Annotated in this window: 16 protein-coding genes; 8 read left to right on the forward strand and 8 right to left on the reverse strand. The window is 32.5% G+C overall.

The window, feature by feature from the left end; translation table 11 throughout:
• Nucleotides 1–48 precede the first annotated feature (48 nt).
• From AC28QF_RS10715 to AC28QF_RS10725, 3 genes are read left to right on the forward strand one after another with little or no spacing between them, the layout of a single operon-like run.
• Complete coding sequence (locus tag AC28QF_RS10715; RefSeq protein WP_488201713.1) at nt 49–585, forward strand: metal-dependent hydrolase; 537 nt, start codon at nt 49–51, stop codon at nt 583–585.
• A 3-nt stretch (nt 586–588) separates the two neighbouring features.
• A complete protein-coding gene (locus AC28QF_RS10720; RefSeq protein WP_488201712.1) occupies nt 589–1,446 on the forward strand; it encodes a DMT family transporter in 858 nt (285 codons plus the stop codon).
• A 31-nt stretch (nt 1,447–1,477) separates the two neighbouring features.
• A complete protein-coding gene (locus tag AC28QF_RS10725) occupies nt 1,478–3,583 on the forward strand; it encodes a penicillin acylase family protein (protein WP_488201711.1) in 2,106 nt (701 codons plus the stop codon).
• 7 nt (nt 3,584–3,590) lie between these two features.
• Here the strand turns inward: AC28QF_RS10725 and AC28QF_RS10730 are convergent, their stop codons facing one another.
• Together AC28QF_RS10730 and dprA are read right to left on the reverse strand one after the other, a co-directional pair.
• A complete protein-coding gene (locus AC28QF_RS10730) occupies nt 3,591–4,676 on the reverse strand; it encodes a hypothetical protein (RefSeq protein ID WP_488201710.1) in 1,086 nt (361 codons plus the stop codon).
• A gap of 12 nt (nt 4,677–4,688) precedes the next feature.
• Nucleotides 4,689–5,792 (reverse strand): DNA-processing protein DprA, encoded by a 1,104-nt coding sequence (gene dprA / locus AC28QF_RS10735; RefSeq protein WP_488201709.1) that lies wholly within the window; start codon nt 5,790–5,792, stop codon nt 4,689–4,691.
• Between the two features lie 95 nt (nt 5,793–5,887).
• Between dprA and AC28QF_RS10740 the strand changes: the two genes are divergently transcribed.
• A complete protein-coding gene (locus AC28QF_RS10740; RefSeq protein ID WP_488201708.1) occupies nt 5,888–6,784 on the forward strand; it encodes an HU domain-containing protein in 897 nt (298 codons plus the stop codon).
• A gap of 59 nt (nt 6,785–6,843) precedes the next feature.
• A complete protein-coding gene (locus tag AC28QF_RS10745) occupies nt 6,844–7,356 on the forward strand; it encodes an acyl-CoA thioesterase (RefSeq protein WP_488201707.1) in 513 nt (170 codons plus the stop codon).
• Nucleotides 7,357–7,363: 7 nt separating this feature from the next.
• Here AC28QF_RS10745 and AC28QF_RS10750 read toward each other — a convergent pair whose 3' ends face one another.
• From AC28QF_RS10750 to AC28QF_RS10775, 6 genes are read right to left on the reverse strand one after another with little or no spacing between them, the layout of a single operon-like run.
• Nucleotides 7,364–8,398 (reverse strand): AI-2E family transporter, encoded by a 1,035-nt coding sequence (locus AC28QF_RS10750; RefSeq protein ID WP_488201706.1) that lies wholly within the window; start codon nt 8,396–8,398, stop codon nt 7,364–7,366.
• Nucleotides 8,399–8,407: 9 nt separating this feature from the next.
• Nucleotides 8,408–9,625 (reverse strand): murein hydrolase activator EnvC family protein, encoded by a 1,218-nt coding sequence (locus AC28QF_RS10755; RefSeq protein WP_488201705.1) that lies wholly within the window; start codon nt 9,623–9,625, stop codon nt 8,408–8,410.
• Nucleotides 9,625–10,395, reverse strand: a complete 771-nt coding sequence (gene lolB1, locus AC28QF_RS10760) for a lipoprotein insertase outer membrane protein LolB1 (RefSeq protein ID WP_488201704.1) — start codon at nt 10,393–10,395, stop codon at nt 9,625–9,627. Before lolB1 ends, AC28QF_RS10755 begins: the two co-directional genes overlap by 1 nt.
• 24 nt (nt 10,396–10,419) lie before the next feature.
• A complete protein-coding gene (locus AC28QF_RS10765) occupies nt 10,420–11,319 on the reverse strand; it encodes a tetratricopeptide repeat protein (protein ID WP_488201703.1) in 900 nt (299 codons plus the stop codon).
• Between the two features lie 49 nt (nt 11,320–11,368).
• A complete protein-coding gene (locus AC28QF_RS10770; protein WP_315944147.1) occupies nt 11,369–12,385 on the reverse strand; it encodes a sugar phosphate nucleotidyltransferase in 1,017 nt (338 codons plus the stop codon).
• A gap of 56 nt (nt 12,386–12,441) precedes the next feature.
• The gene (locus AC28QF_RS10775; protein ID WP_488201702.1) at nt 12,442–14,103 is read right to left on the reverse strand and encodes an ABC transporter ATP-binding protein; all 1,662 of its coding nucleotides are present in this window, start codon (nt 14,101–14,103) and stop codon (nt 12,442–12,444) included.
• Nucleotides 14,104–14,397: 294 nt separating this feature from the next.
• Here AC28QF_RS10775 and AC28QF_RS10780 point away from each other — a divergent pair, with 294 nt between their 5' ends.
• The 3 genes from AC28QF_RS10780 (at nt 14,398) to AC28QF_RS10790 (ending at nt 24,763) form a co-directional block, all read left to right on the forward strand.
• A complete protein-coding gene (locus tag AC28QF_RS10780; protein ID WP_488201701.1) occupies nt 14,398–16,827 on the forward strand; it encodes a GEVED domain-containing protein in 2,430 nt (809 codons plus the stop codon).
• Between the two features lie 80 nt (nt 16,828–16,907).
• Entirely contained in the window at nt 16,908–21,161 is a 4,254-nt protein-coding gene (locus AC28QF_RS10785) for a GEVED domain-containing protein (RefSeq protein WP_488201700.1), read from the forward strand.
• 218 nt (nt 21,162–21,379) lie between these two features.
• Entirely contained in the window at nt 21,380–24,763 is a 3,384-nt protein-coding gene (locus AC28QF_RS10790; protein WP_488201699.1) for a GEVED domain-containing protein, read from the forward strand.
• Nucleotides 24,764–24,871: the final 108 nt, after the last annotated feature.

Here is a 24,871-nt window from a genome sequence, read left to right on the forward strand (position 1 = left end):
TATTTCATTATTTTACTCTTCGTAATAAAGAAAAATAAAAAACATAAAATGGCATCAATATTTGGTCACGCATTAGTATCGTTTGCCTTCGGAAAAGGGTTTTCGAAATCGATTGTAAATTGGAAATTCCTTTTATTAGGTATTGGTTGTGCAATAGTACCAGACACTGATGTAATTGGTTTTAGCTTCGGAGTTAAATACGGCAGTTTTTGGGGACATTGCGGCTTTTCGCATTCACTTTTCTTTGCGTTCATTTTAGGGTTTTTAATCACCTTAATATTTTACAGAAAAGAAATATTTACTAAAAAAGGAGTAGTACTCATTTTATTTTTTACAATATGTACCGCTTCACATGCTATTTTAGATGCTTTAACAACTGGTGGTTTAGGAGTTGCATTTTTTTCTCCTTTCGATACGAGTCGTTATTTTTTTCCGTGGCGACCAATTAAAGTTTCTCCTGTAGGAATTGAACGTTTTTTTGGTGAAAGAGGCGTTAAAGTGCTTATGAGTGAGTTTATTTGGATTGGAATTCCCAGTATTGTTTACCTATTAATCACAAGCTATTTTAAAAGAAACAAAAAATAACCAATGCAAAACAATCATCTAAAAAATATATCAGGTTTATTATTAGCTACACTTTTTATAAGTACGTCGGGTGTTTTAGGTAAATATATAGCCATGCCATCAGAAGTAATTGTATGGTTTCGCTCTGCTTTTGCCATGGTTTTTTTATATGTTTTTTGTCGATTTAAAAAAATTGATATAAAAATAAAATCTACCAAACACTTAGTTCCGTTTATTATTAGCGGAATTTTCATGGCACTTCATTGGATTACCTATTTCTATGCCTTAAAACGATCTAATGTAGCTATCGGAATGCTCTCTTTATATACTTTTCCGGTAATGATTGCTTTTTTAGAACCCTTGTTTTTGAAAATAAAATTCAACCCTATATATCTTCTTTTAGGTTGCATGGTTTTATTGGGAATTTACACATTAGCGCCCGATTTTAATTTAGAAAGCGAGAATGTTCAAGGAATATTATTCGGACTCCTCTCTGCCCTATGCTACTCGATTAGAATCCTAATTTTAAAGCAATATGTATTGCAATACAACGGCGTATTATTAATGTTTTATCAAACCTTAATAATTACAATATGTTTAGTACCTGTGTTGTTTTTTATGGATGTTTCTGGGTTTGAAAGTCAATATCCGTATGTATTATTGTTAGCATTGTTAACCACCGCAATTGGGCACAGTTTAATGGTACATTCACTACAATTTTTCTCAGTTTCAGCGGCAAGTATCATTAGTAGTGTACAACCAATATTCGGAATCATTTTAGCCTTTGTATTTTTAAATGAAATTCCCACGTGGAACACTTTTATGGGCGGAAGCTTAATTTTAGCAACGGTTATTATAGAAAGTATCCGAAGTAAAAAATAACATTATTTATATTTACAAAAAACCAAATAACATGCGTACTCTTTTTTACCTCTTCTTTTTTACACTTTTATTTAGCTGTTCTTCTACACCAGAAGGAAAAGAATTATCAAATATTAAAATAGCAAGAGATGTATACGGAGTGCCACATATTATGGCAAAAACCGATGCTGAGGTTGCCTACGGATTGGCGTGGACACAATGTGAAGATGATTTTGTAACGCTACAAGAATTAATGGCGGCTTGCAAAGGAATGTTGGGTGAAATAAAAGGAAAAGATGGCTTGGTGGCAGATTTCGGAATTAAATTCATGGGATTAAAAGAAATCGCCAATAAAAAATACGATACTGATGTTACTGGCGATTTTAAAAAATATTTAGAAAGTTTTGTTGCTGGTGTAAATGCATACGCAACTTTACATCCAGAAAAAGTGTTGTTAGATGATTTATTTCCGCTTACAGGAGCTGATATTATTACTGGCTATCTATTAGGTAATTTAGAGGTTTCGCACGCAGGAGACGATCTAAAAAAGATTTTAGGCGGTACTATTATCAAAGATTTAAAAAGTGATGTTCCTAAAGGATCAAACGCATTTGCTTTTTCTAAAAATAAAACGACGGATGGTAAAACGTATTTGGCTGTAAATTCTCATCAACCATTAGAGGGTTGGTATTCTTGGTACGAAGCACATTTAATTTCTGAAGAAGGAATGAATATTTTAGGTGGAACGTTTGCAGGTGGAATCTGTATTTTTCATGGTGCAAATGAGAATTTAGGTTGGGCACATACTGTAAATCACGCCGATTTTTCTGATGTTTATAAACTTGAAATGCATCCAGAAAAAGATGATTTTTATAAGTTTGATGATGAGTGGGTTGAGTTAAAAGAAAAAACATATTGGTCTTGGTTAAAATTTGGTCCTATAAAAGTGCCAATTTCAAAAACTATTTACGAAAGTAAATATGGCCCAACTTTTAAAACCGATGATGGTGTTTTTGCTTGGCGATTTGTAGTTGGAAAATCAATAAAAATGGCAGAACAATGGTTTAAAATGAACAAAGCTAGCAACTATAAAGAATTTAAAGAGGCGTTAGAAATAAGAGGAATTGCAGCCTTAAATATTGTGTATGCTGATAAAGAAGATAATATTTATTATGTAAGTAACGGAAGTTTTCCGGTAAGAGACCCAGCTTATGATTGGAGCAAAGTTTTGCCAGGAAACACATCAAAAACATTGTGGGGTGATACGTTGGTTCCGTTTGATAGTTTGCCGCAAGTTTTAAATCCGTCGAGTGGTTGGGTTTTTAATACTAACAATTCCCCTTTTTCTGCTACGGATTCTGTCAATAATTTTAAAGAAACACTGTTGAATAAACGAATGGGATATCAAATTACGGGAATGGAAAATAATAGAAGTTCTCGTTTTTTAGAATTGATGCAAGAATATGATTCTATTTCGTATGAAGATTTTAAAACCATTAAATACGATAATCAATATCCGAAGAAAATGATGACCAGAACTGCTTTAAATTTAGAGGATTTAATGCATTTAAATCCGTCTGATTATCCTGAAATAGCAGATGCAATTTCATTACTAAATACTTGGGATAGAAAAACAGATAAAACCAATAAAACAGCAGCTTTGTATATTTTAACTTGGATGCACTTAAATGAAAAAAGAAAACAAGAAGATCGTGATGTTAGGCGAGGTTCTGTTACGTTAGAAGATTGTGTTTTCGGAATTACAAAAGCAAAAGAAGAGTTGTTAAAAAACTACGGTTATTTACAAATAGAATTAGGCGAATTGCAACGACATACACGAGGAGATGTAAATTTACCAATTGGTGGAGCACCTGATGTTTTAGCGGCAATTTATTCTAAAAAAGTAAATGAAACCGACAAAACATATAGAGCTTTTGCAGGTGAATCTCATATAGAGTTAATTCGTTTTAGTGATAAAGGAACAGAAATAGAAACCATAAATTCATACGGGTCTAACGCAAATATTGGCGATAAACATGCCACTTCTCAAATGGAAAATTTCACCAATTATAAGCTAAAGAAAATGACATTAAATAAAGCTGAGGTTTTAAAAAATGCGATAAAAATTTACTCTCCAATGCAAGTTGTTGAAGAGTAAATAGGTATTAATATGTTCTTTGTTGTTGTTGAATAATACTTTTTAGCGTAACATCTTCGTAATTTCTACGAATAAAGGTTAAGGCATTGTCTAGTATTTCTCCCATCCCGTCGCTATCTCTAAAATTAATATCGCCTGTAAATTCGAAAATTTGAGATTTTAATTTTTCAATATTTTTAGGAATCGAAATATTATCTGATTTCATTGCGGCAAGTAATCTATTTAAGCGAGAACGAGTGGCTAAAATTCTTTTTGCAACAATAGATCTTTCTTCTAGTTGATATTGCTCTACTGACTCTGAATCTAATTTTTTAGCAACTAATTGTACCATTTTTAAGTTCTCTTTAAAAAACTGCGGATAATACACTTTAAACTTCCCTTCATAACATTGCTGATCAAAATCTATTGGACGTATTTTATACACTACATTTTCAAAATCGTGCGTAGGCACTACCACATAATTATAAGAACGCATGTCGCCTAATAAACGAATCATACAGCGTTCGTTAAACTTTACAAATTCTTTAGCTATTTGAGTTTTTTCAATTTCTAAACAATCCTCTAAATAATCTTTTATAAAAACATCACCAGGAATTCCTGAAATATGTTCTTCAATTAAAGTGTCTTTATATACTAAGAAATTTAAGTTGTATGGCGATAAAATATCTTCAATCTCTAAACCGTACACACGAGAAGCATCGGTTTTTTTAACGTAAAAGTAGGTGTAATTATCGTTTAAAATATTACGAACTTTTACTCTAAATGGCTGAGAGTTACCGAAGGTGCAAAAATCAACAGCATCAATGTTTAAGTGTTTAATACCAGCATCTGAACCGTTAGAGTGTAAGATATTATATATTTTTTTTAAACTTAAATCTATTTCTTCTCTTTCAAATTCATTGTAATACACACGAACCCACAAAGTGTCATTATCATCTTTATCGTACACAGTTATCGCTCCTTGAAAACGTAACAAATCATCATAAAAAATAGGAATTTGAATTGTTCTATTATGCCTTTTTAAATAAAGAGCAAGCTTTTTATTAATAGGATATGCAGGTTTTCTTTGGGATATTAATTTTTCTTCAGACATGCGTCAAAGGTACTAAACCTCAAACAATTTACCGGGCAAAGGTTTAACAATACCTTTAAGCTCCATTTCAAGTAACAAAGAAGATAATTTATACACAGGAATATCACACTCTAAAGCAATCATATCTAATACCTGTTTACCTTTATGTTGTAAAAAGTTATATACTTTTTGCTCTTGCTCATTTAAATTAACAAACAGTTGCTGTTGCACAGGATCGGCTGTTTTTGATTGTTGAATATCCCAATTCAACATTTTTACAATATCATTTGCTGAGGTTAATAAATGTGCTTGGTTATTTTTAATAAGATTATTACAGCCTTTACTGTACAAATCGGTTGTTCTGCCAGGCAATGAAAAAACATCACGATTATAAGAATTTGCGATGTCTGAAGTTACTAACGAACCTCCTTTTTTTGCAGATTCTAATATAATTGTAGCTTTAGAAATACCAGCAACAATACGGTTTCGTTTTAAAAAATTTTCACGTAGCGGTTGTTCATTGTGCCAAAACTCAGTTATAAATCCGCCATTTTTATTTAATTCGCTTATATATTTTTTATGTGTTTTCGGATAAATTTGCTCAAATCCGTGTGCTAAAACCCCAATAGTTTGCAGGTTGTTTTTAATAGCTGCTTTATGGGCACAAATATCGACACCGTATGCAAATCCGCTTACAATTATCGGATTGTATGCTGATAAATCATCTATTAATTGATTGCAGAAATCACGACCATAAGAAGTTATTTTTCGTGTACCTACAATCGAAATAATTTTATCATTGTTAAGGTTTATATTACCATCATGAAAAAATAAAATAGGACCGTCGATACATTGTTTTAGGTTTTGAGGATAATTATCATCTAAAAAATAAGAATATTTAATGTTGTTTTTTTGAATATACTGTAACTCCTCCTCTGCCCTTTTTAAGTTAGTAAGATCAAATAATTGATTGGTAATATGAGATCCTATTCCGTTTATTTTTTGCAAAGAAGTAGCAGTTTCTTTAAACACCTGTTCTACATTACCAGTTGCAGAAATTAACTTTTTTGCTAAAATATCACCCACATTTTTAGTAGCTTGTAACCTAAGAATAGCTAAGATTTTAGTTGAATTCATGCAGCAATAATTTGATTATCAATATACAAAAAAACTGTTGATAAAAATTATGTATAAATTACAAACTACTCGGCAAAAAAACTATATTTGTTATTATGACATTAGCCAACTACATAAACGATTTATTATACAGATACGATTGCGTAATTGTTCCTGAATTTGGAGGTTTTGTAACCAACAAAATAGGTGCTAAAATGAATGATGCTACTCAGACATTTTATCCGCCGAAAAAGCAAATTACCTTTAATGCGTACTTGCAACATAATGATGGTTTATTGGCAAATCATATTGCTTCTAGTAAAAATATTTCTTTTGAGGAAGCGACAACTTTCATTGCAAATGCAGTTTTTGAATGGAAAAAAGAGATCGCAACTAGTACAATTACAGTTGCTTCTGTAGGAACATTATCTTTAAACGAAGCAAAACAAGTTGTTTTTGAACCAAATACTACACATAATTTTTTAGTAGCATCTTTCGGATTATCAGAAGTTGAAAGCAGCTCAGTAACAAGGTTTAAACAAGAAGTTAAGCCGTTGCCTATTGTTAAAGAACAGGAAAATAAAATTCCAGTATTTTTAAAATATGCAGCAACAGCCGTAATTTTGTTAGGAGCTAGTTATGCTGGTTGGAATGGTATTCAGCATCAATCTGAAAATGAATTATTAGCAGATCAACAAAAATCAGCTACTAAAAAAATACAGTCGGCAACTTTTGTAATCGACAACCCATTACCTACTATTAATTTAAATGCAACAAAATCTAAAGAAAATAATTTTCACATTGTTGCAGGAGCTTTTCAGGAAGTTAAAAATGCTGAAAATAAATTAGCAGAATTACAAGAACTTGGTTATGATGCTAAAATATTAGGTAAAAATAAATTTGGATTAACTCAGGTAATATTTACAAGTTTTAACTCTAAAGAAGAAGCTCGTAAAGAGTTAGCGTTAATTCAACAAACTGTAAGTGCCGATGCTTGGTTATTGATTAAATAATCGGCTTTTAAATAACTTGTTTTTAGCTTTATTTATATCTTTGCATCAAAATTTAACTGATGACAGCTAAAACACCAAAAGAATCATTAACAGTACTTACCGACCTTGTTTTACCAGGAGAAACTAATTATTTAGACAATCTTTTTGGAGGAGAATTATTAGCTCGTATGGATAGAGCTTGTAGTATTGCTGCACGTCGTCATTCTAGAAGAATTGTAGTTACCGCTTCTGTAAATCATGTTGCTTTTACCAAATCGGTTCCTGTAGGAAGCGTTGTTACGGTTGAAGCAAAGGTTTCGAGAGCTTTTAAATCATCAATGGAGATATATGTTGATGTTTGGATTGAAGATCGCCAATCTGGAGAGAAAACGAAGGTGAACGAAGGTATTTATACATTTGTTGCTGTAGATGAAACAGGTAAGCCTGTACCGGTTGCTCAAATTAATCCAGAAACTGAATTAGAGAAAAAACGTTACGATGGCGCTTTACGCAGAAAGCAATTAAGTTTAGTTTTAGCGGGTAAATTAGACCCTAAAGACGCTACTGAGCTTAAGGCATTGTTTTTAGGATAAAAACAGCTTAAATCTCATCTATTTCGCCGTTTTCAGATAAGAAAATGGCGACTGCTTTTGTTTTCTCGAATTGCGAAAATATAATAATCATAATTACGGTAATTGGTACACTTAAAATCATACCGGTAACTCCCCATATTTTTCCCCAAACAGCTAAAGATAATATTGTTACTAACGGACTTAAGTTTAGAGATTTTCCAAATAATTTTGGTTCAATAATATTACCAACCACTACTTGTACAGAGCCTACTGCAATTAATACAATTAAAAATGGTGTAAATTCACCAAACTGAATTAAACTAAAAGTAGCCGGGAAAATAGTAGCTACTAACGAACCTATTGTTGGTATATAATTTAGTAAAAAAATTAAAAATGCCCAAAAGGGCGCGCTATCTACTCCAACTATAAGTAAAACAGTATAACTCAAAAAACCAGTAAGTAAGCTTACATACGTTTTTAAGCGTAGGTAATTAGAGATTGAAAATTCAATTTTATCTAACATAAATTTCATGTTAGTGTACTTATCGTCTTTATCTTTAAAAACTTTTACAAGCTTCTTTTTAAAACTACTTTCTTCTAAAAAGATAAACAAAGCATAAATTATTATCATAAACGTATCGCCCAATAAGCTGCTAATTCCGTTTGCGATATCTCCTAAAACCGATCCGTAGTTAAAATCACCTATTACCGATTTTACTGATTTAATAATATCAATATGAAAATAAGCATCTAAACTATTAATAATAGCATCGATATTAGGTTCGTATTTAGAGTAAGATGTTGTTAAATCAGAAATACTATTTGTAATAATTCCCGATACAAAACCAAAGCTTAAAACAATAAAAGTAAATACAAGTATGTTGCTCAACCAAATGGGTATATATTTTTTAGCAAGCGGTATTTTATAAATGGTTTTACGTATTTCTCGAGTTAAAAACCAAAAAAGTAAGGCAAAAACAAACGGAATTAAAATTCCTTTACCAATAACCAATGCGGCTATAATTACAACAATAACGATGATGAAATTTGCAGGGTTTTTCATTGATTTATCTTAGTTTGTACGTATCCAGTTAGCAGGATTTAATTTAGCAGTATTTTTAAATAAAACAAAGAGTAATTTCGTTTTGCCTGAAACTTTATCAGTAAAAACCTTACCTACTTTATCACCGGTTTTTATAAGCTCTCCTTTTTTAACGTAAACACTCTCAAGGTTATTATAAGCCGAAATATAACTACCGTGTTGAATTAATACAGATTTTTTTCCACCAGATTGCGATTGTAAAGCTAAAACTTTACCGTTAAAAATGCTTTTAGCATCGGTATTTTTTCTTGTAACAATATGCAATCCTGGACTATTAATTTCAATTCCAGAAAAAGTTGGATGTGGTTGTATTCCGTATTTTCTAGTAATTATGCCGTTTACGGGCCAAGGTAAACTTCCTTTGTTTTGCTCAAAATTTGCCAATAATTTCTTTTCCGCTGCATCTAAAACAAACCCTGAAGAAGAGGCTTTTTTAGTTGTTTTTTTCTCTTTATTTGCTTTCGCAATAGCTTCTCTAATTAATTTATCGATGCGAGCTGTTATGCGTTGCTCTTCTTTTAATTTTTGTTGTAGATCTCGCTTGTACTTTTTTTCTTCTTTTTTAATTTTAGAAACTAATTTCTCTTGACTCTTTTTATCAGATTCTATTTCTTCTTTTTGAGATTTTTCATCAGAAATTAATTTTTCTTTAGCTTTTCTTTTCTCAATTAAAGAATTATTAAAAGCTTTGATTTCCGTAGTTTTAACAACAATATCTTCTCCCTGTTTCTTTCGGTAATCATTGTATTGCTGCATGTATTTTAATCGCTTATAAGCCTGATAAAAGCTTTCAGAAGACAATAAAAACATGGTTTTACTTTGTTGAGATTTACTTTTATGGGTTTTTACAACCATATCAGAATACTCTTGTTTCAGTTTTTTTAATTGCTCGTTGTAGGTTGCTAGTTGCTTTTCGTTTAAAGCTATTTCACTTGAAAGTTTTTTAGATTCTAGCTCAATAACCTCAATTAAACGCTTTCGGGCACCAATTTTTTGACTCAAATCTTTTAAATCATCTAAGGCATTTCCTCTGTCTTTTTTAGCTTTAAAAAGTAAATTATTAATCTGCTTAATTTCATTTTTAATTGCTTTGTGTTTTTTTTCCAGCGTTTTTCGCTCTTGACTAAACGAAGAAAAACTTATTAAAAAAAGACATAAAAATGAGAGATAAAGAACAGTTTTTTTCATTATAATTTAATTTCTTTATAACCGTTAGGCATTCTAAAATCAATATTCAATTTTGTATCAAATTCTACCGAGCGTGTTTCAATATCAATAACAGTAAATTTGTTGTTTTGTTTTGCATTGATATTAATTTTTTCAGGAAATAACACTCCTTTTTTATTCAAATATTTAGGATAAGATATATCTAAACGCTGATTTTTTAGTGAGTTTACAACCGATTGTTTGTTTAACTTATAATGAAGCGGATTTATATTAAAAAATAAATCAAATAAAACAGCTTGCTTTTTAGGTGATAGTTGATATGATTTTTCAATAATTTCTACCTCGTGTCGTTCAGATTTTACGTTAAATAAAGATTCGCCTAACAACATGTTTTGTAATTGCTGAAAATTAATATCAGTTCCTAATAAATCCTTTAACATCGAAAAATCTCCATCGAAATAATTTTTATATAAAGAAGAATAAAATTGCACCTTTGTAGGAGTAATCTTTGCTTTAAAAACAGTAATAATCTTGGTTCCTTTTAGCCAAATAACTTCATCTTTCTTGATTTTCATTCGTACAGAAAAACCTACATCATCTTTAGCATTTTTATAATTAACTTTTAAACGTGCGTCAATTGTTTTTTCATTAAAATTAGCCGAAACATGTTTTTTTGCCACTTTTCTGGCAGACATTTCTTTAATTTCAACCAAATTATTGGTGGCTACTTTAGTTGATTTACACGAGGTAAAAACTAAAAATAAGACAATAAGTACTGTAAAGTATTTCATATAATTTATAGATGGAAAAGAAAATTATTTTAGAATTTGCTTGGCTTTACTTTTAAATAAATCCGCCTTTTTAGAGTTATTTAATTTTTGATAAGCTCTTGCCATTTCTATATAAAATTTTGCTTCAATTTCGTTATTATCAATTACAAAATCAATGCCGTTTTGCAAACTTTGTAATGCTTTTTTATATTTTTTATTATTGTTAAGCGCCTTACCGTTTATTAAATAAACAAAAGGCTGCGCCGGAAACAACGTTAAACCTTGCTCACTGTATTTTAATAAATCAACATGATTGCTTGTTGTTAGCTCGTTTAATAAAAGCTGTAAGCTACTATATGTTTTTTCTTTTTCGAAAGTTGCACGTAAATCCGTACTTACGGTTTTCTTTTTTACTTCTTTAACTTCAGTATTGTTCAGTTTTTCTTCAATTCTTCGAAGTCTTTCGTTTAATAGTTTATCCTCTTTTAACTCCGATAAAACTTTTTTTGCAGCAGTAACATCTCTATTCTGTAAATGTAAAAAAACTAATAATTGTTTTTTCTTCGGATGTTTTTCTGCAATTTTTTCTTGCGTAACTATCGCATCATCAAAATTAGCAATCCTTCTTAAGATTGTTACTTTATGCTCTAGCATCCATAAATTAGTAGGCTCTTTAAGTAAGGCTAAATGTATATATTCTAAAGACTCATTACTTCTACCTAGTTTTAGGTAGTTTTTAGAAAGTTCAAATAATACTGCTTTATTATTAGGCACTAGTTCATTACAGTTTTCTAAATACTCAATGGCTTTTTTGTAGTTATAAACTGCTTTTTGAGAGAGTGCTTTAAAAAAGTTGTCTTGAAACTGGATGTCATTTTTTTCAATAACACCTACGGCAGCAGGAATGCTATCTTGAGAGTAGATAAAGAGAGAATAAAGAATCAAGAAAAAAGATAAAAGCACCTTAATTCTTGATTCTTGATTGCTTCTTTTATTATGTAAGATCTGTATAATCACCTATACTTACTGATGTATAATTAGCATTATATTTGGCATGATTACCAATCATTGCATTGTCTAATTTTGCATTAGAAATATGAACATTAGTTTGAATTAATGAATTTACGATTGTTGAGTTTTCAACAACACTATTTTCACCGATAGAAACAAAAGGTCCGATTTTAGTGTTCTTTAAAACCACATTTTTACCTACAAAACAAGGTTGAATAATTTCTGAATTTTCTAAAACAACATCGTTAGCAACTAAATTGTTACCATCAGCTTGTTCGAAACCTAAAACTTGTTTGTTGGTATCAACTGTTGGATCTTTTTTACCACAATCCATCCAAGCATCTACTTTACCAGGAATAAACTTAGCGCCTTGTTGCTTTAAAGATTCTAACACTTCTGTTAATTGAAACTCTCCAGAAGGGCGAATATCATTATCAATTAAATGCTTTATTTCTTCACGAACTTTATCACCATCTTTAAAATAGTAAATTCCGATAATTGCTAAGTCAGAAACAAATTCTTTTGGCTTTTCAACGAAATCAGTAATAATTCCGTCTTTTAATTTTACAACACCAAATGCACTAGGATCTGCTACTTGTTTTACCCAAATAGCACCATCAGCATTTGCATCTAACGTAAAATCTGCTTTAAATAAAGTATCAGCAAAAGCAACAACACAAGAGCCTGTTAATGATTCTTTTGCGCAATAAATTGCATGAGCTGTTCCTAACGCTTCTTCTTGAACGTATACAGAACCTTTGGCACCTAAACTTTCTGCAATTGCAATTAACTTATCTTTAGTATCTGCAGGAAAACCCTTTGCAGCAGTACCAATTATAAATGCGATTTCTTCTATTGGTTGGTTTACAACCGAAGTAATATCTTCAACTAAACGTTGTACAATTGGCTTACCAGCTATAACTGTTAATGGCTTTGGAGTTGTTAATGTATGAGGTCTTAAACGAGACCCGATTCCTGCCATTGGAACTATAATTTTCATATTTTTCTTTTCGTTTTTAACGGTGCAATATACTATTAATAAAGCATTGAAAAAAGTTAGAGTCCTTTAGGTACTGCCGCTATTAATGTTTTGGTGTAATTGGTTTTCGGATTGTTGTAAATTTCATCAGCATCAGCAACTTCTTCTACCCTACCATTATTCATTACCACCAATTGATCGGCCATATATTTTACAACAGATAAATCGTGGGAAATAAAAATATAAGTAAAATTAAACTCAGCTTTTAATTGATTTAGTAAGTTTAAAACTTGCGCTTGTACCGATACATCTAAAGCCGAAACAGATTCATCGCAAATAATCAATTTTGGTTGTAAAGCAATAGTACGCGCAATACCAATTCGCTGGCGTTGTCCGCCAGAAAACTCATGCGGATATCTATAAAAATGAGTCTTTTCTAGGCCAACTTTCTCCAATAAATTATACACATATTTTTTTCTTTCTTTTGATGAGCTTAAAATATTGTGAACTTTCATGGGTTCGAGAATCGCATTACCAACAGTAATTCTCGGATTTAAAGATGAAAAAGGATCTTGAAATATAATTTGAATTTCTTTTCGTAGTTTTTTAAATGCTAATTTTGATAACTTCGTAATATCTTGCCCTTTGTAAATAATTTCTCCTGAAGTAGCATTTTCTAATTGTAAAATAGTTCTACTTAAGGTGGTTTTTCCGCAACCGCTCTCTCCTACCAAACCTAAAGTTTCACCTTCATAAATTTTAAAAGAAACATTGTTTACTGCTTTTACAACAGCAGGTTTGGAAAACCAAGAAGCATTAGAAATAAAATTTTTATGAAGATTTTTAATTTCTAATAATGGCGGTTGATTATATATTTTTTGATGAAACTCATCACGCTCTTCATTACTATATAAAGAAGTATTAACGGTGTCGTTAATAAAATCAGTAACAGTTGGTAATATTTTAAAACGTTTTTTAGTATTCGGTTTAGAGTTTATAAGTGCTTTGGTGTAATTTTCTTTTGGATGGATAAATAAATCACCAGTTTTACCTTGCTCGATAATTTTACCTTTATACATTACAATAACATTATCTGCAATTTCAGAAACCAATGCTAAGTCATGAGAAATAAAAATAATTCCCATTTTATATTCCTCTTGCAATTCTTTTAAAAGTAAAATTATTTCTTTCTGAACCGTAACATCCAAAGCTGTTGTAGGTTCATCAGCAATTAAAATTTTTGGCTTACAAGCAATTGCCATTGCAATAATTACACGTTGTTTTTGACCACCACTAATTTGATGCGGATATGAATTAAAAATACTTTCAGGTCTTGGTAGTTTTACTTTTTTAAATAAAGAAATTACTTCTTCCTTTATTTGATCTTTTGATAAACTAGTGTGTTGTTGTAAAATTTCAGAAACTTGAAAACCACAAGTTAAAGTCGGGTTTAAAGAACTCATCGGTTCTTGAAAAACCATTCCTATTTTACTGCCTCTAATTTTTTGAAATTCTTTATTGGTGTAAGTCAATAAATTTTGATGATTAAATAACACCTCACCTTTTACATCAGCAGAATTAGGTAACAGCCCTAAAATAGCTAAAGAAGTTATCGATTTTCCACTTCCGCTTTCCCCCACAATACCTAGTATTTCAGTTTGTTGTAAACTAAAAGTAATATTTTGAATAACAGGAGGAGCGTTTTTAAAACTTATCTCTAAATTTTTAACTTGAAGCATTTTTGTAAATTTTTATTAAAAATACAATTATTTTTTTCTTATCGTAACAATAATATAACATTAACTTTAAATTATTATGCAATATATAATAGCTGTTAAACCCTTGGTACTACTAGTTTTTATCATTTAACAATTTTATTAATTTTGTTAAAAATTTACATTTTTTAACTTTAAAGTAGTATTATTCATGTTTTTACCTATATTTGCTGTTCATTTATTTAAAAAAATGGACTATTGTTGCGAATATGTCATTGCGTCAAGTCTATTTTTAACTAACTTAATAACCCTTCACGAATGAGAAACAAAATTACTCTAGCATTATTATGTTTATTCTTAACAGGAGCAGCTTTTGCACAGGAAAAAAGAACCTGTCATGCAATGGAAGACTTAAAAGAAAGAATGGCTCAAGATCCAGGTCTTGAAAAAAGAATGAATCAAATAGAAGAATTTACTCAAAAAAGGGTAAAGGAAATGGAAAACCGTCACAGTAAAGTGTCAGGTAACATTATAACTCTTCCTGTAGTAGTACATATTTTATACACAAACTCATCTAATAATATCAGTACTGCTCAAATTCAGTCTCAATTAGATGTATTGAATAAAGATTTTAGAAGAACCAATTCAGATAGAAATAACAAATGGTCTCAAGCTGCCGATTCACAAATTGAATTTAAATTAGCAACGGTTGATCCAAATGGAAACGCAACATCTGGGATTACTAGAACTCAGGTTGGTACTTCTACTTGGCTTACAGGAGAAAATAAAATGAAAAGAGCATCTCAAGGAGGTGTTAACCCTTGGAATACTGCAGAGTATTTAAATATGTGGATTGTTGATAATATTACAAGACCAACTGGAGGTACTATTTTAGGATATGCACAATTTCCTGGAGGAGCAGCTTCTACAGACGGAGTAGTAATGGCAGATCAATATTTTGGTACAACAGGTACGGCTCAAGCTCCTTTTGACGGTGGTAGAACAACTACTCATGAGGTAGGTCACTATTTAAACTTACGTCACATTTGGGGTGACGGTGGTTGTGGAGTTGATGATTTCGTGTCAGATACACCAGAATCGGATGCAGCAAATTACGGTTGTGCATCAACACATTCTTCTTGTGGTTCTTTAGATATGGTAGAAAACTATATGGATTATTCAGACGATTCATGTATGAATTTATTCACAACAGGACAAAAAAATAGAATGCGTGCAGTGTTATTAGCAGGTGGTTCTAGAAGAGCTTTAGCTTTATCTGATAAATTTGGAGGAGGAACAACGCCACCAACAGGAACAAACTATTGTACCTCAAAAGGAGCAAGTGTAAATGATGAGTATATTCAGAAAGTTGCTTTAGGAACAATAAATAATACTTCAACAGGCGGAAACGGATATTCAGATTTCACATCAATCTCAACTAGTTTAGCAAAAGGAGCATCTAATACAATTACTATTACTCCAAAATGGACAGGAACTAGTTATGATGAAGGATATGGAGTATTTATAGATTATAACCAAGATGGAGATTTCTCTGATGCAGGAGAAACAGTGTATACAAAAGCACCTTCAAAAACTACACCAGTAGTAGGTTCTTTTACAGTACCAACATCAGCAACAACAGGAGAAACAAGAATGCGTGTAGTATTAAAGTACAACGCAATACCAACAGCATGTGAAGCTTCTTTCCAATACGGAGAGGTTGAAGATTATACTGTTGTAATTGGAGGAGCACAAGCAGATACTACTGCGCCAAGTGCACCAGCTAGTTTAGCAGCATCAAGTGTAGCTCAAACTACTTTAACATTAAACTGGTCAGCATCTACAGATAATGTAGCGGTAACAGGTTATGATGTATACCAGGGAGCAACTAAATTAGGTTCTTCTACAGGAACATCTACAAATATTACAGGTTTAACAGTAGCAACAGCATATACTTTTTCCGTAAGAGCAAAAGATGCTGCAGGAAATGTATCATCGTCTAGTAATGTTGTAAATGTAACAACTTTATCAAATCAAGTTTCTTATTGTGCATCAAAAGGAAATAGATCTACTTATGAGTGGATTGATAACGTAGAATTAGGAGGAATGACTAATGCAACTGCAGGAAACGGTGGTTACGGAGATTTTACTGCTAAAGTAGCAACATTAGGTCAAGGAAGTTCAAACCCAATGGTAATAAGTGCAGGTTTTTCAGGAACGGCTTATACAGAGCACTGGGCAGTATGGATTGACTTTAATCAAGACGGAACGTTTGCGGATAGTGAGAAAGTGGTTACAGGATCATCATCAAGCGCAAATAACTTAACAGCTACAGTTGCTGTGCCATCTAATGCAACCTTAGGTCAAACAAGAATGCGTGTTTCAATGAAGTATAATGCAGCACAAACAGCTTGTGAAACTTTTGCAGATGGTGAAGTAGAAGATTACACTGTAAATATTGTATCTAATGCAAGAGAAGAAAACCCAGTAAGTGGTGAAAGATTAGGAAAAGACGATAACATCAACCTAATGGTATATCCTAATCCAGCAGTAAACAATATACAAGTTAAGTTAGCATCTAAAGCTGATAATATTACTTATAAAATTGTAAATGTAATTGGTAGAGTTGTTCAGAAAGGTCGTTTAGATTCTTCTAATATCAACATATCTAACTTAAATACAGGAATGTATATTTTAGAAGTAAATGATGGTCAAAAATCATTAACAACTAAATTAATGAAAAAGTAATTTTTAATACTTTCATAATAAAAACCTGAGCAAATCCTGCTCAGGTTTTTTCTATTTTAATTTAAATAAAACCTTTCAGAATGAACAAAAAGCTAAAATTATTAGTGGGAAGTTTGTCTGTAGCCCTTGTTGCGACAATAGGTTACAAGCAGTTTTTTACAGAAAACAGTGCTTTATCTCTTGAAAAAGAGAGAGAAACGTATTCAGAATTTTTAAAGAATAGCCCTTATCAGGAAACTTTAAAATGGGACAAAAAAAAGAGAAAGCAGTTTGGTTTACCACCTAATAGGTATTTCGAACAAATGTGGGAGTTAACTATAAATCCATCTTCAGGTAAATTAGAGCAAGATGGATTGAATAAGTTAAGAAACGAATTAGTACAAAAAAGACAAGCTCAAAGATCTCCAGGAGATAGCGGAAACTCATGGGTAGAAAGAGGACCAAATAATGTAGGAGGAAGAACTAGGGTTATTATGTTTGACCCTAATGATGCTTCAAATAACAAAGTTTATGCTGGTGGTGTAAGTGGTGGATTATGGGTTAATACTAATATTAGCAACGCAAATTCACAATGGCAAAGAGTAGATAATGTGCCTGGTAATTTATCAGTAACTTCTATAACAGTAGATCCTAGAAATTCTAACATTTGGTATGTGGGTACTGGCGAACAGTACACCGGTGGTGATGTTGTAGGTAATGGTGTTTACAGAACAATTAATGGAGGTACTACATGGACAGCGTTAAATATTCCTGCAGCAGGTGGTGGAGATATTAACTTTAATGCATCCAACTTATTTGTATCAGGAATTCATTATGTAAATGATGTTTTAGCATGGGATAATGGAGGTTCTACAGAATTATTTGTAGCAGTAGGAGCTTTCCGTTATGGAGCAGCTGCTAGTCCATCAAACTGGTTAGGATTACAATCGGCAGGTTTATATCGTTCTACAGATAATGGAGGAACATGGAGCCGAATTGAATCTGAAAACATGCGTACTGAAAGAGAGGGTGTTTCTTATTATCATATACCAAATGATTTAGAAATTGGTGCAGATAATAGATTATGGATGGGTACTATAAATTCTGCCTTAGGTGAAGGTGGTGGTAAAGTTTATGGTTCTACTAACGGAGCTACTTGGACAGAAGCAGCAGCTTCTCCTTTAACAAATGCAAATAGAGTTGAAATAGAGCCATCTGCAACAAACGGAAACAAAATATATGTTTTAGCACAAGGTTCAACGGCTGCAGCACCAGTTCTTATTTATAAAACAACAAACGGTTTTAATTCTGTTGCTGCAACATCTTTACCAAACGATGCCGATACGGGGATTGCTGCTAATGACTTTACAAGAGGTCAAGCTTTTTATGATTTAGTAATTGAAGCAGATCCTAATAACGATAACATAGTTTACGTTGGTGGAATTGATTTGTTTAAAACGAGTAACGGAGGTAGTTCTTGGTCTCAATTGTCGCATTGGTACGGTGGTTTTGGACAATCTAATAATGTACATGCTGATCAACACTCTATTGCTTTTGGAAACAATTCTTCATCTAGAATGTTATTTGGTAACGATGGTGGAGTTTATTATTCAGGAAATGCTGGAGGAACTATAGGTGCACGTAATAAAGGTTACAATGTTACTCAGTTTGTAAAAGCAGGAATTGGGCCTGATGGACCTGGAAGTTCTAATTTAATTTTAACCGCAGGTGCTCAAGATAACGGTACACAAGCATTTAAAAACGCAGCACCAGGTATCAATAGTTCTACAGAATTAAGTGATGGTGATGGTTTTTACACATTTGTTGATAAAGATGGGCAATACATGATTGCCACTTATGTTAATAATGTAATTTATAAATTTAATTTACCTTGGAGTGGTTTAGGAAGAAGACAAGGAGGTTCTTCAGGAACATTAGCAAGTGATCAGGCAACAGGGGATTTCGTAAATCAAATGGGGTATGATAGTAATGCTAATAGATTATTATCAAATAAATCTACAGCTTCTGCAAATGCTATAATGAGTATTAATGTAGCAGCAAATAATAATGGTACTTTAACAAATGCTTTATTAGATGCAAAACCAACAGCGTTTTTACCATCATCTTTTACAAATAACAGATGGTTTGTAGGTTTAGCAAACGGTAAATTAGTAAGATTGTCTAATGTTAATAATTCAAGTGCAACTTGGGCAGCTATAAATACACCTTTTGTTGGTGCTATTTCATCTGTTAGATTAGGAGCAACAGAAAATGATATTTTTGTTACAATTCATAATTATGGTGTAACAAGTGTTTGGGCAACTTCAAACGGAGGTAATGATTGGACAAGTAAAGAAGGTAATTTACCAAATATACCTGTTAGAGATATTTTACAAAACCCATTAGATAGAAACGAAGCTATTTTAGCAACACAACTAGGGGTATGGTCTACATCTAATTTTAACGATGCAAATCCTGTTTGGTCTCAGGCATACAATGGTATGAGTGATGTAAGTGTTACTTCATTAGATTACTATAATGTTAGTGGAGATAATACAGAAAATAAAATTATTGCTTCAACTTATGGTAGAGGAGTTTTTACAGGTTCATTTACAGCAAATGCTGTTACTGATGCTGAAGCGCCAACTGTACCTGCAAATTTAGCAGCATCTAACTTAACAGATGCTAGTTTAATTTTAAACTGGACAAATTCTACTGATAATGTTGGGGTTGTAGGATATGATATTTATAGAGGAACTACTAAAATAGGATCTTCAACTAGTAATACATATAATGTTACGGGATTAAGCGCAACAACTGCATATTCTTTTACTGTTATAGCAAAAGATGCGGCAGGAAATGAATCAACTGCAAGTTCAGTCTTAAACATTACAACTCCAGAAGTTACAATTTCTTACTGTAACTCGAAAGGAGCAAGCGTAAATGATGAGTATATTCAGAAAGTAGAATTAGGAACAATAAATAATACTTCAACAGGAGGAAACGGATATTCAGATTTCACATCAATCTCAACTAGTTTAGCAAAAGGAGCATCTAATACAATTACTATTACTCCAAAATGGACAGGAACTAGTTATGATGAAGGATATGGAGTATTTATAGATTATAACCAAGATGGAGATTTTTCTGATGCAGGAGAAACAGTGTATACAAAAGCACCTTCAAAAACTACACTAGTAGTAGGTTCTTTTACAGTACCAGCTTCAGCAACAACAGGAGAAACAAGAATGCGTGTAGTATTAAAGTACAACGCAATACCAACAGCATGTGAAGCTTCTTTCCAATACGGAGAGGTTGAAGATTATACTGTTGTAATTGGAGGGGCACAAGCAGATACTACTGCACCAAGTGCACCAGCTAGTTTAGCAGCATCAAGTGTAACACAAACTACTTTGTCATTAAACTGGTCGGCATCTACAGATAATGTAGCGGTAACAGGTTATGATGTTTACCAAGGAGCAACTTTATTAACTTCTACAGCAGGAACATCTACAAATATTACAGGCTTAACAGCTGCAACAACATATACTTTTTTCGTAAGAGCAAAAGATGCTGCAGATAATGTATCAGCATCAAGTAATGTTGTAAACGTAACAACTTTATCAAATCAAGTTTCTTATTGTGCATCAAAAGGAAACAGGTCTTCTTATGAGTGGATTGATAATGTAGAATTAGGAGGAATGACTAATGCAACTGCAGGAAATGGTGGTTACGGAGATTTTACTGCTAAAGTAGCAACATTAGGTCAAGGAAGTTCAAATCCAATGGTAATAAGTGCAGGTTTTTCAGGAACGGCTTATACAGAACACTGGGCAGTATGGATAGATTTTAACCAAAACGGTACTTTTGATAGTTCAGAAAAAGTGGTTACAGGATCATCATCAAGTGCAAATAATTTAACAGCAACAGTTGATGTACCCGCTAATGCAACATTAGGTCAAACAAGAATGCGTGTTTCAATGAAGTACAATGCAGCACAAACAGCTTGTGAAACTTTTGCAGATGGTGAAGTAGAAGATTATACTGTAAATATTGTGGGTTCAACTCCTAATTCAGGAGCAATTGATTCGGGTATAAACGGTGAAGCTTTAGGAAATGAGAAATCATTAAACTTAATGGCATATCCTAATCCAGCTACAAATTTTGTACAAGTTAAGTTAGCATCTAAAGCTGATAACATGACATACAAAATTGTAAATGTAATTGGTAGCGTTGTACAAAAAGGTCGTTTAGATTCTTCTAACATAAACGTATCTAACTTAAATACAGGAATGTATATTTTAGAAGTAAATGACGGTCAGAAATCATTAACAACTAAATTAATGAAGAAATAGAAGTAGTAAAATACTAATTATTTTTTTAGAACCATTAAGCCCAGTACTATACTGGGTTTAATGGTTTTTATTTTCATTTGTTTATTAATATCTTTAATTTTTAATTATTTAATTACGAATATTTTATTTTTTTATTATATTTGAAGTATTAATGGTAAAATATTGCGTTTTTATTAACGAATAACCCATTTCAAATAACTAACTTAAACCCTTCAAAAATGAATCACAAGTACCTAAAAGGCCTTGTATTGGCTGGTGTTGTCTTTGGATTAAATTTTCAGGCACAAGCTCAAGACAAAAGAGAAGTAGAGCAAATTCGTAGTAAATACGATTTAACAAAGCTTCAAAAGATGAAAGGCGACTTTCAAAAAATTGCAAAAACAGAGAAAGAGCAAGCAAAACAAATTGCGAAACAAAAAGGTTGGAAAACAAAATTTACAACTAAAGATGGTAGTTTAGTTGAATTACAAAGAGTTGTAAATGGTAAACCAATATATTATACCACTTCTAATGCAGCTGCAGCAAAATCTACAAGAGCAAATCATTTAAATGCTGGAGGATCTTTAGGTCTTAACTTAATGGGACAGGGAATGACAGCTTACGTATGGGACGGAGGTCTTGCAAGAGGTACTCATCAAGAGTATGACGGAGCAGGAGGAAATAATCGTTTTACTATTAATGACGGAAGTTCTACATTAAATTTTCACGCAGGTCACGTAACAGGAACTATTATGGCATCTGGTGTACAGTCAGAAGCTAAGGGAATGGCTCCTCACTCTAAAGTAAGAGGAAGTGACTGGAACAATGATAAACCAGAAGCTATTTCAGCAGCATCTAACGGGATGTTAATTTCTAATCACTCATACGGTTACGCAACTAGAAACCAACAAGGACAAGTTCAATTACCACAAAATTATTTTGGAGGATATATTGACGAATCTAGAGGATGGGATGAAATTATGTTTAATGCACCCAACTATTTAATGGTTGTGGCTGCAGGTAACGACGGTAACGACAATACTGCAAATACGAATCCAACAGGAGGTTCTGGTTTCGATAAATTAACAGGTCACTCAACATCTAAAAACAACCTAGTTGTAGCAAACGCACAAGATGCAAATATTGATTCAAACGGAAATTTAGTTTCTGTTTCTATCAATAGCTCAAGTAGTGAAGGACCAACGGATGATTTTAGAATTAAGCCAGATATTACTGGAAACGGAACAAATGTTTACTCAACTTATGCAAGTAGTGATACTGCATATAACTCTATTACAGGTACGTCTATGGCTTCGCCTAACGTTACTGGTTCATTGTTATTATTACAACAACACCACAAAAACTTGAATAACGGAGCTTTTATGAGAGCGGCAACCTTAAAAGGTTTAGCACTACATACTGCAGATGATGCAGGAGTTTCTGGACCAGATGCAGTTTTCGGATGGGGATTATTACATACTAAAAAAGCGGCTGAGGCAATTTCAAATAAAGGAAATACATCTAAGATTGAAGAATTAACATTAACATCAGGTCAAACATATACAATTACTGTAGATGCTGATGGAGTTAATCCATTATTAGCATCTATTTCTTGGACAGATAGACCAGGAGTTGCAACTTCAACTGTAAATTCAACTACACCTGTATTAGTAAACGATTTAGATTTAAGAGTTACTAAAGGAGGAACATCATATTTGCCATACGAATTAACAGGAGCAACAAGTAGTGCAAAAAGAGACAACAATGTTGATCCTTTTGAAAGAGTAGATGTTTCTGGAGCTTCAGGAACCTATACAATTACTGTTACAAATAAAGGTTCTTTAACAGGAGGTAGCCAAGATTATACATTAATAGTTACAGGTATTACAGGTACACCAACAGTATGTAATGCAACTGTACCAACAGGAGTTTCTACAAGCGGAGTTTCTTCAGCAGGTGCAACAGTAAACTGGGCAGCTGTAACAGGTGCAACATATGATGTAAGATATAAAGCAACAGCATCTTCTACTTGGTCTACAAGTGCAGTTTCTACAACAACAAAAGCATTAAGTGGTTTAACAGCTTCAACACAATACGAAGTACAAGTACGTAGCAAGTGTTCTTCAGGTAATTCTTCTTATAGTGCTTCTGTAAACTTTACAACTCCAGAAGTTACAATTTCTTATTGTACATCAAAAGGAGCAAGTGTTAATGATGAGTATATTCAGAAAGTAGAATTAGGAACAATCAGTAATACATCAACAGGAGGAAATGGGTATTCAGATTTCACTTCAATTTCAACTAGTTTATCAAAAGGAACATCAAATACGATTACTATAACTCCAAGATGGACAGGAACTAAGTATAATGAAGGATATGGAGTATTTGTAGATTACAACCAAGATGGAGATTTCTCTGATGTAGGTGAAACAGTGTATACAAAAGCACCATCACAAACTACACCAGTAGTAGGTTCTTTTACAATACCAGCTTCAGCAACAACAGGAGAAACAAGAATGCGTGTAGTACTAAAGTACAACGCAATACCAACAGCATGTGAAGCTTCTTTCCAATACGGAGAGGTAGAAGATTATACGGTTGTAATTGGAGGGTCACAAGCAGATACTATTGCACCAAGTGCACCAACTAGTTTAGCAGCATCAAGTGTAACACAAACTACTTTAACATTAAACTGGTCGGCATCTACAGATAATGTAGCGGTAACAGGTTATGATGTTTACCAAGGAGCAACTTTATTAGGTTCTTCAGCAGGAACATCTACAAATATTACAGGCTTAACAGCTGCAACTGCATATACATTCTCTGTAAGAGCAAAAGATGCAGAAGATAATATATCAGCGTCAAGTAATGTTGTAAACGTAACAACTTTATCAAATCAAGTTTCTTATTGTGCATCAAAAGGAAATAGAGTTACTTATGAATGGATTGATAATGTAGAACTAGGAGGAATGACTAATGCAACTGCAGGAAATGGTGGTTATGGAGATTTTACTGCTAAAGTAGCAACATTAGGTCAAGGAAGTTCAAACCCAATGGTAATAAGTGCAGGTTTTTCAGGAACGGCTTATACAGAGCACTGGGCAGTATGGATTGACTTTAATCAAGACGGAACGTTTGCGGATAGCGAGAAAGTGGTTACAGGATCATCATCAAGCGCAAATAACTTAACAGCTACAGTTGCTGTGCCATCTAATGCAACCTTAGGTCAAACAAGAATGCGTGTTTCAATGAAGTATAATGCAGCACAAACAGCTTGTGAAACTTTTGCAGACGGTGAAGTAGAAGACTATACTGTAAATATTACGGCATCAGCATCTAACTTTAACACCACTTTTACAGATGTAAACGGTGAAGCATTAGGAAATGAAAAATCATTAAATTTAATGGCATACCCTAATCCAGCTACAAATTTTGTACAAGTTAAATTAGCTTCTAAAGCTGATAACATGACATACAAAATTGTAAATGTAATTGGTAGCGTTGTACAGAAAGGTCGTTTAGACTCTTCTAACATTAACGTGTCTAACTTAAATACAGGAATGTATATCTTAGAAGTAAATGATGGTCAGAAATCATTAACAACTAAATTAATGAAGAAATAATAAGATTTTATTTCGAGGAAATTTTTAAGGAATATAAACCTTAGCTATCACCTTGCGATTAAACAAATAAAACCCGAGCATTTGCTCGGGTTTTTTGTTTCTTTGCAT

It is taken from the genome of Tenacibaculum sp. M1.3A, from assembly GCF_057732375.1.

Excerpts from the sequence above, each read along its gene's own strand:
- AC28QF_RS10715 (WP_488201713.1), top strand. The coding sequence starts at position 49 with ATGGCATCAATATTTGGTCACGCATTAGTATCGTTTGCCTTCGGAAAA.
- AC28QF_RS10720 (WP_488201712.1), top strand. The coding sequence starts at position 589 with ATGCAAAACAATCATCTAAAAAATATATCAGGTTTATTATTAGCTACA.
- AC28QF_RS10725 (WP_488201711.1), top strand. The coding sequence starts at position 1,478 with ATGCGTACTCTTTTTTACCTCTTCTTTTTTACACTTTTATTTAGCTGT.
- AC28QF_RS10730 (WP_488201710.1), bottom strand. The coding sequence starts at position 4,676 with ATGTCTGAAGAAAAATTAATATCCCAAAGAAAACCTGCATATCCTATT.
- dprA (WP_488201709.1), bottom strand. The coding sequence starts at position 5,792 with ATGAATTCAACTAAAATCTTAGCTATTCTTAGGTTACAAGCTACTAAA.
- AC28QF_RS10740 (WP_488201708.1), top strand. The coding sequence starts at position 5,888 with ATGACATTAGCCAACTACATAAACGATTTATTATACAGATACGATTGC.
- AC28QF_RS10745 (WP_488201707.1), top strand. The coding sequence starts at position 6,844 with ATGACAGCTAAAACACCAAAAGAATCATTAACAGTACTTACCGACCTT.
- AC28QF_RS10750 (WP_488201706.1), bottom strand. The coding sequence starts at position 8,398 with ATGAAAAACCCTGCAAATTTCATCATCGTTATTGTTGTAATTATAGCC.
- AC28QF_RS10755 (WP_488201705.1), bottom strand. The coding sequence starts at position 9,625 with ATGAAAAAAACTGTTCTTTATCTCTCATTTTTATGTCTTTTTTTAATA.
- lolB1 (WP_488201704.1), bottom strand. The coding sequence starts at position 10,395 with ATGAAATACTTTACAGTACTTATTGTCTTATTTTTAGTTTTTACCTCG.
- AC28QF_RS10770 (WP_315944147.1), bottom strand. The coding sequence starts at position 12,385 with ATGAAAATTATAGTTCCAATGGCAGGAATCGGGTCTCGTTTAAGACCT.
- AC28QF_RS10775 (WP_488201702.1), bottom strand. The coding sequence starts at position 14,103 with ATGCTTCAAGTTAAAAATTTAGAGATAAGTTTTAAAAACGCTCCTCCT.
- AC28QF_RS10780 (WP_488201701.1), top strand. The coding sequence starts at position 14,398 with ATGAGAAACAAAATTACTCTAGCATTATTATGTTTATTCTTAACAGGA.
- AC28QF_RS10785 (WP_488201700.1), top strand. The coding sequence starts at position 16,908 with ATGAACAAAAAGCTAAAATTATTAGTGGGAAGTTTGTCTGTAGCCCTT.
- AC28QF_RS10790 (WP_488201699.1), top strand. The coding sequence starts at position 21,380 with ATGAATCACAAGTACCTAAAAGGCCTTGTATTGGCTGGTGTTGTCTTT.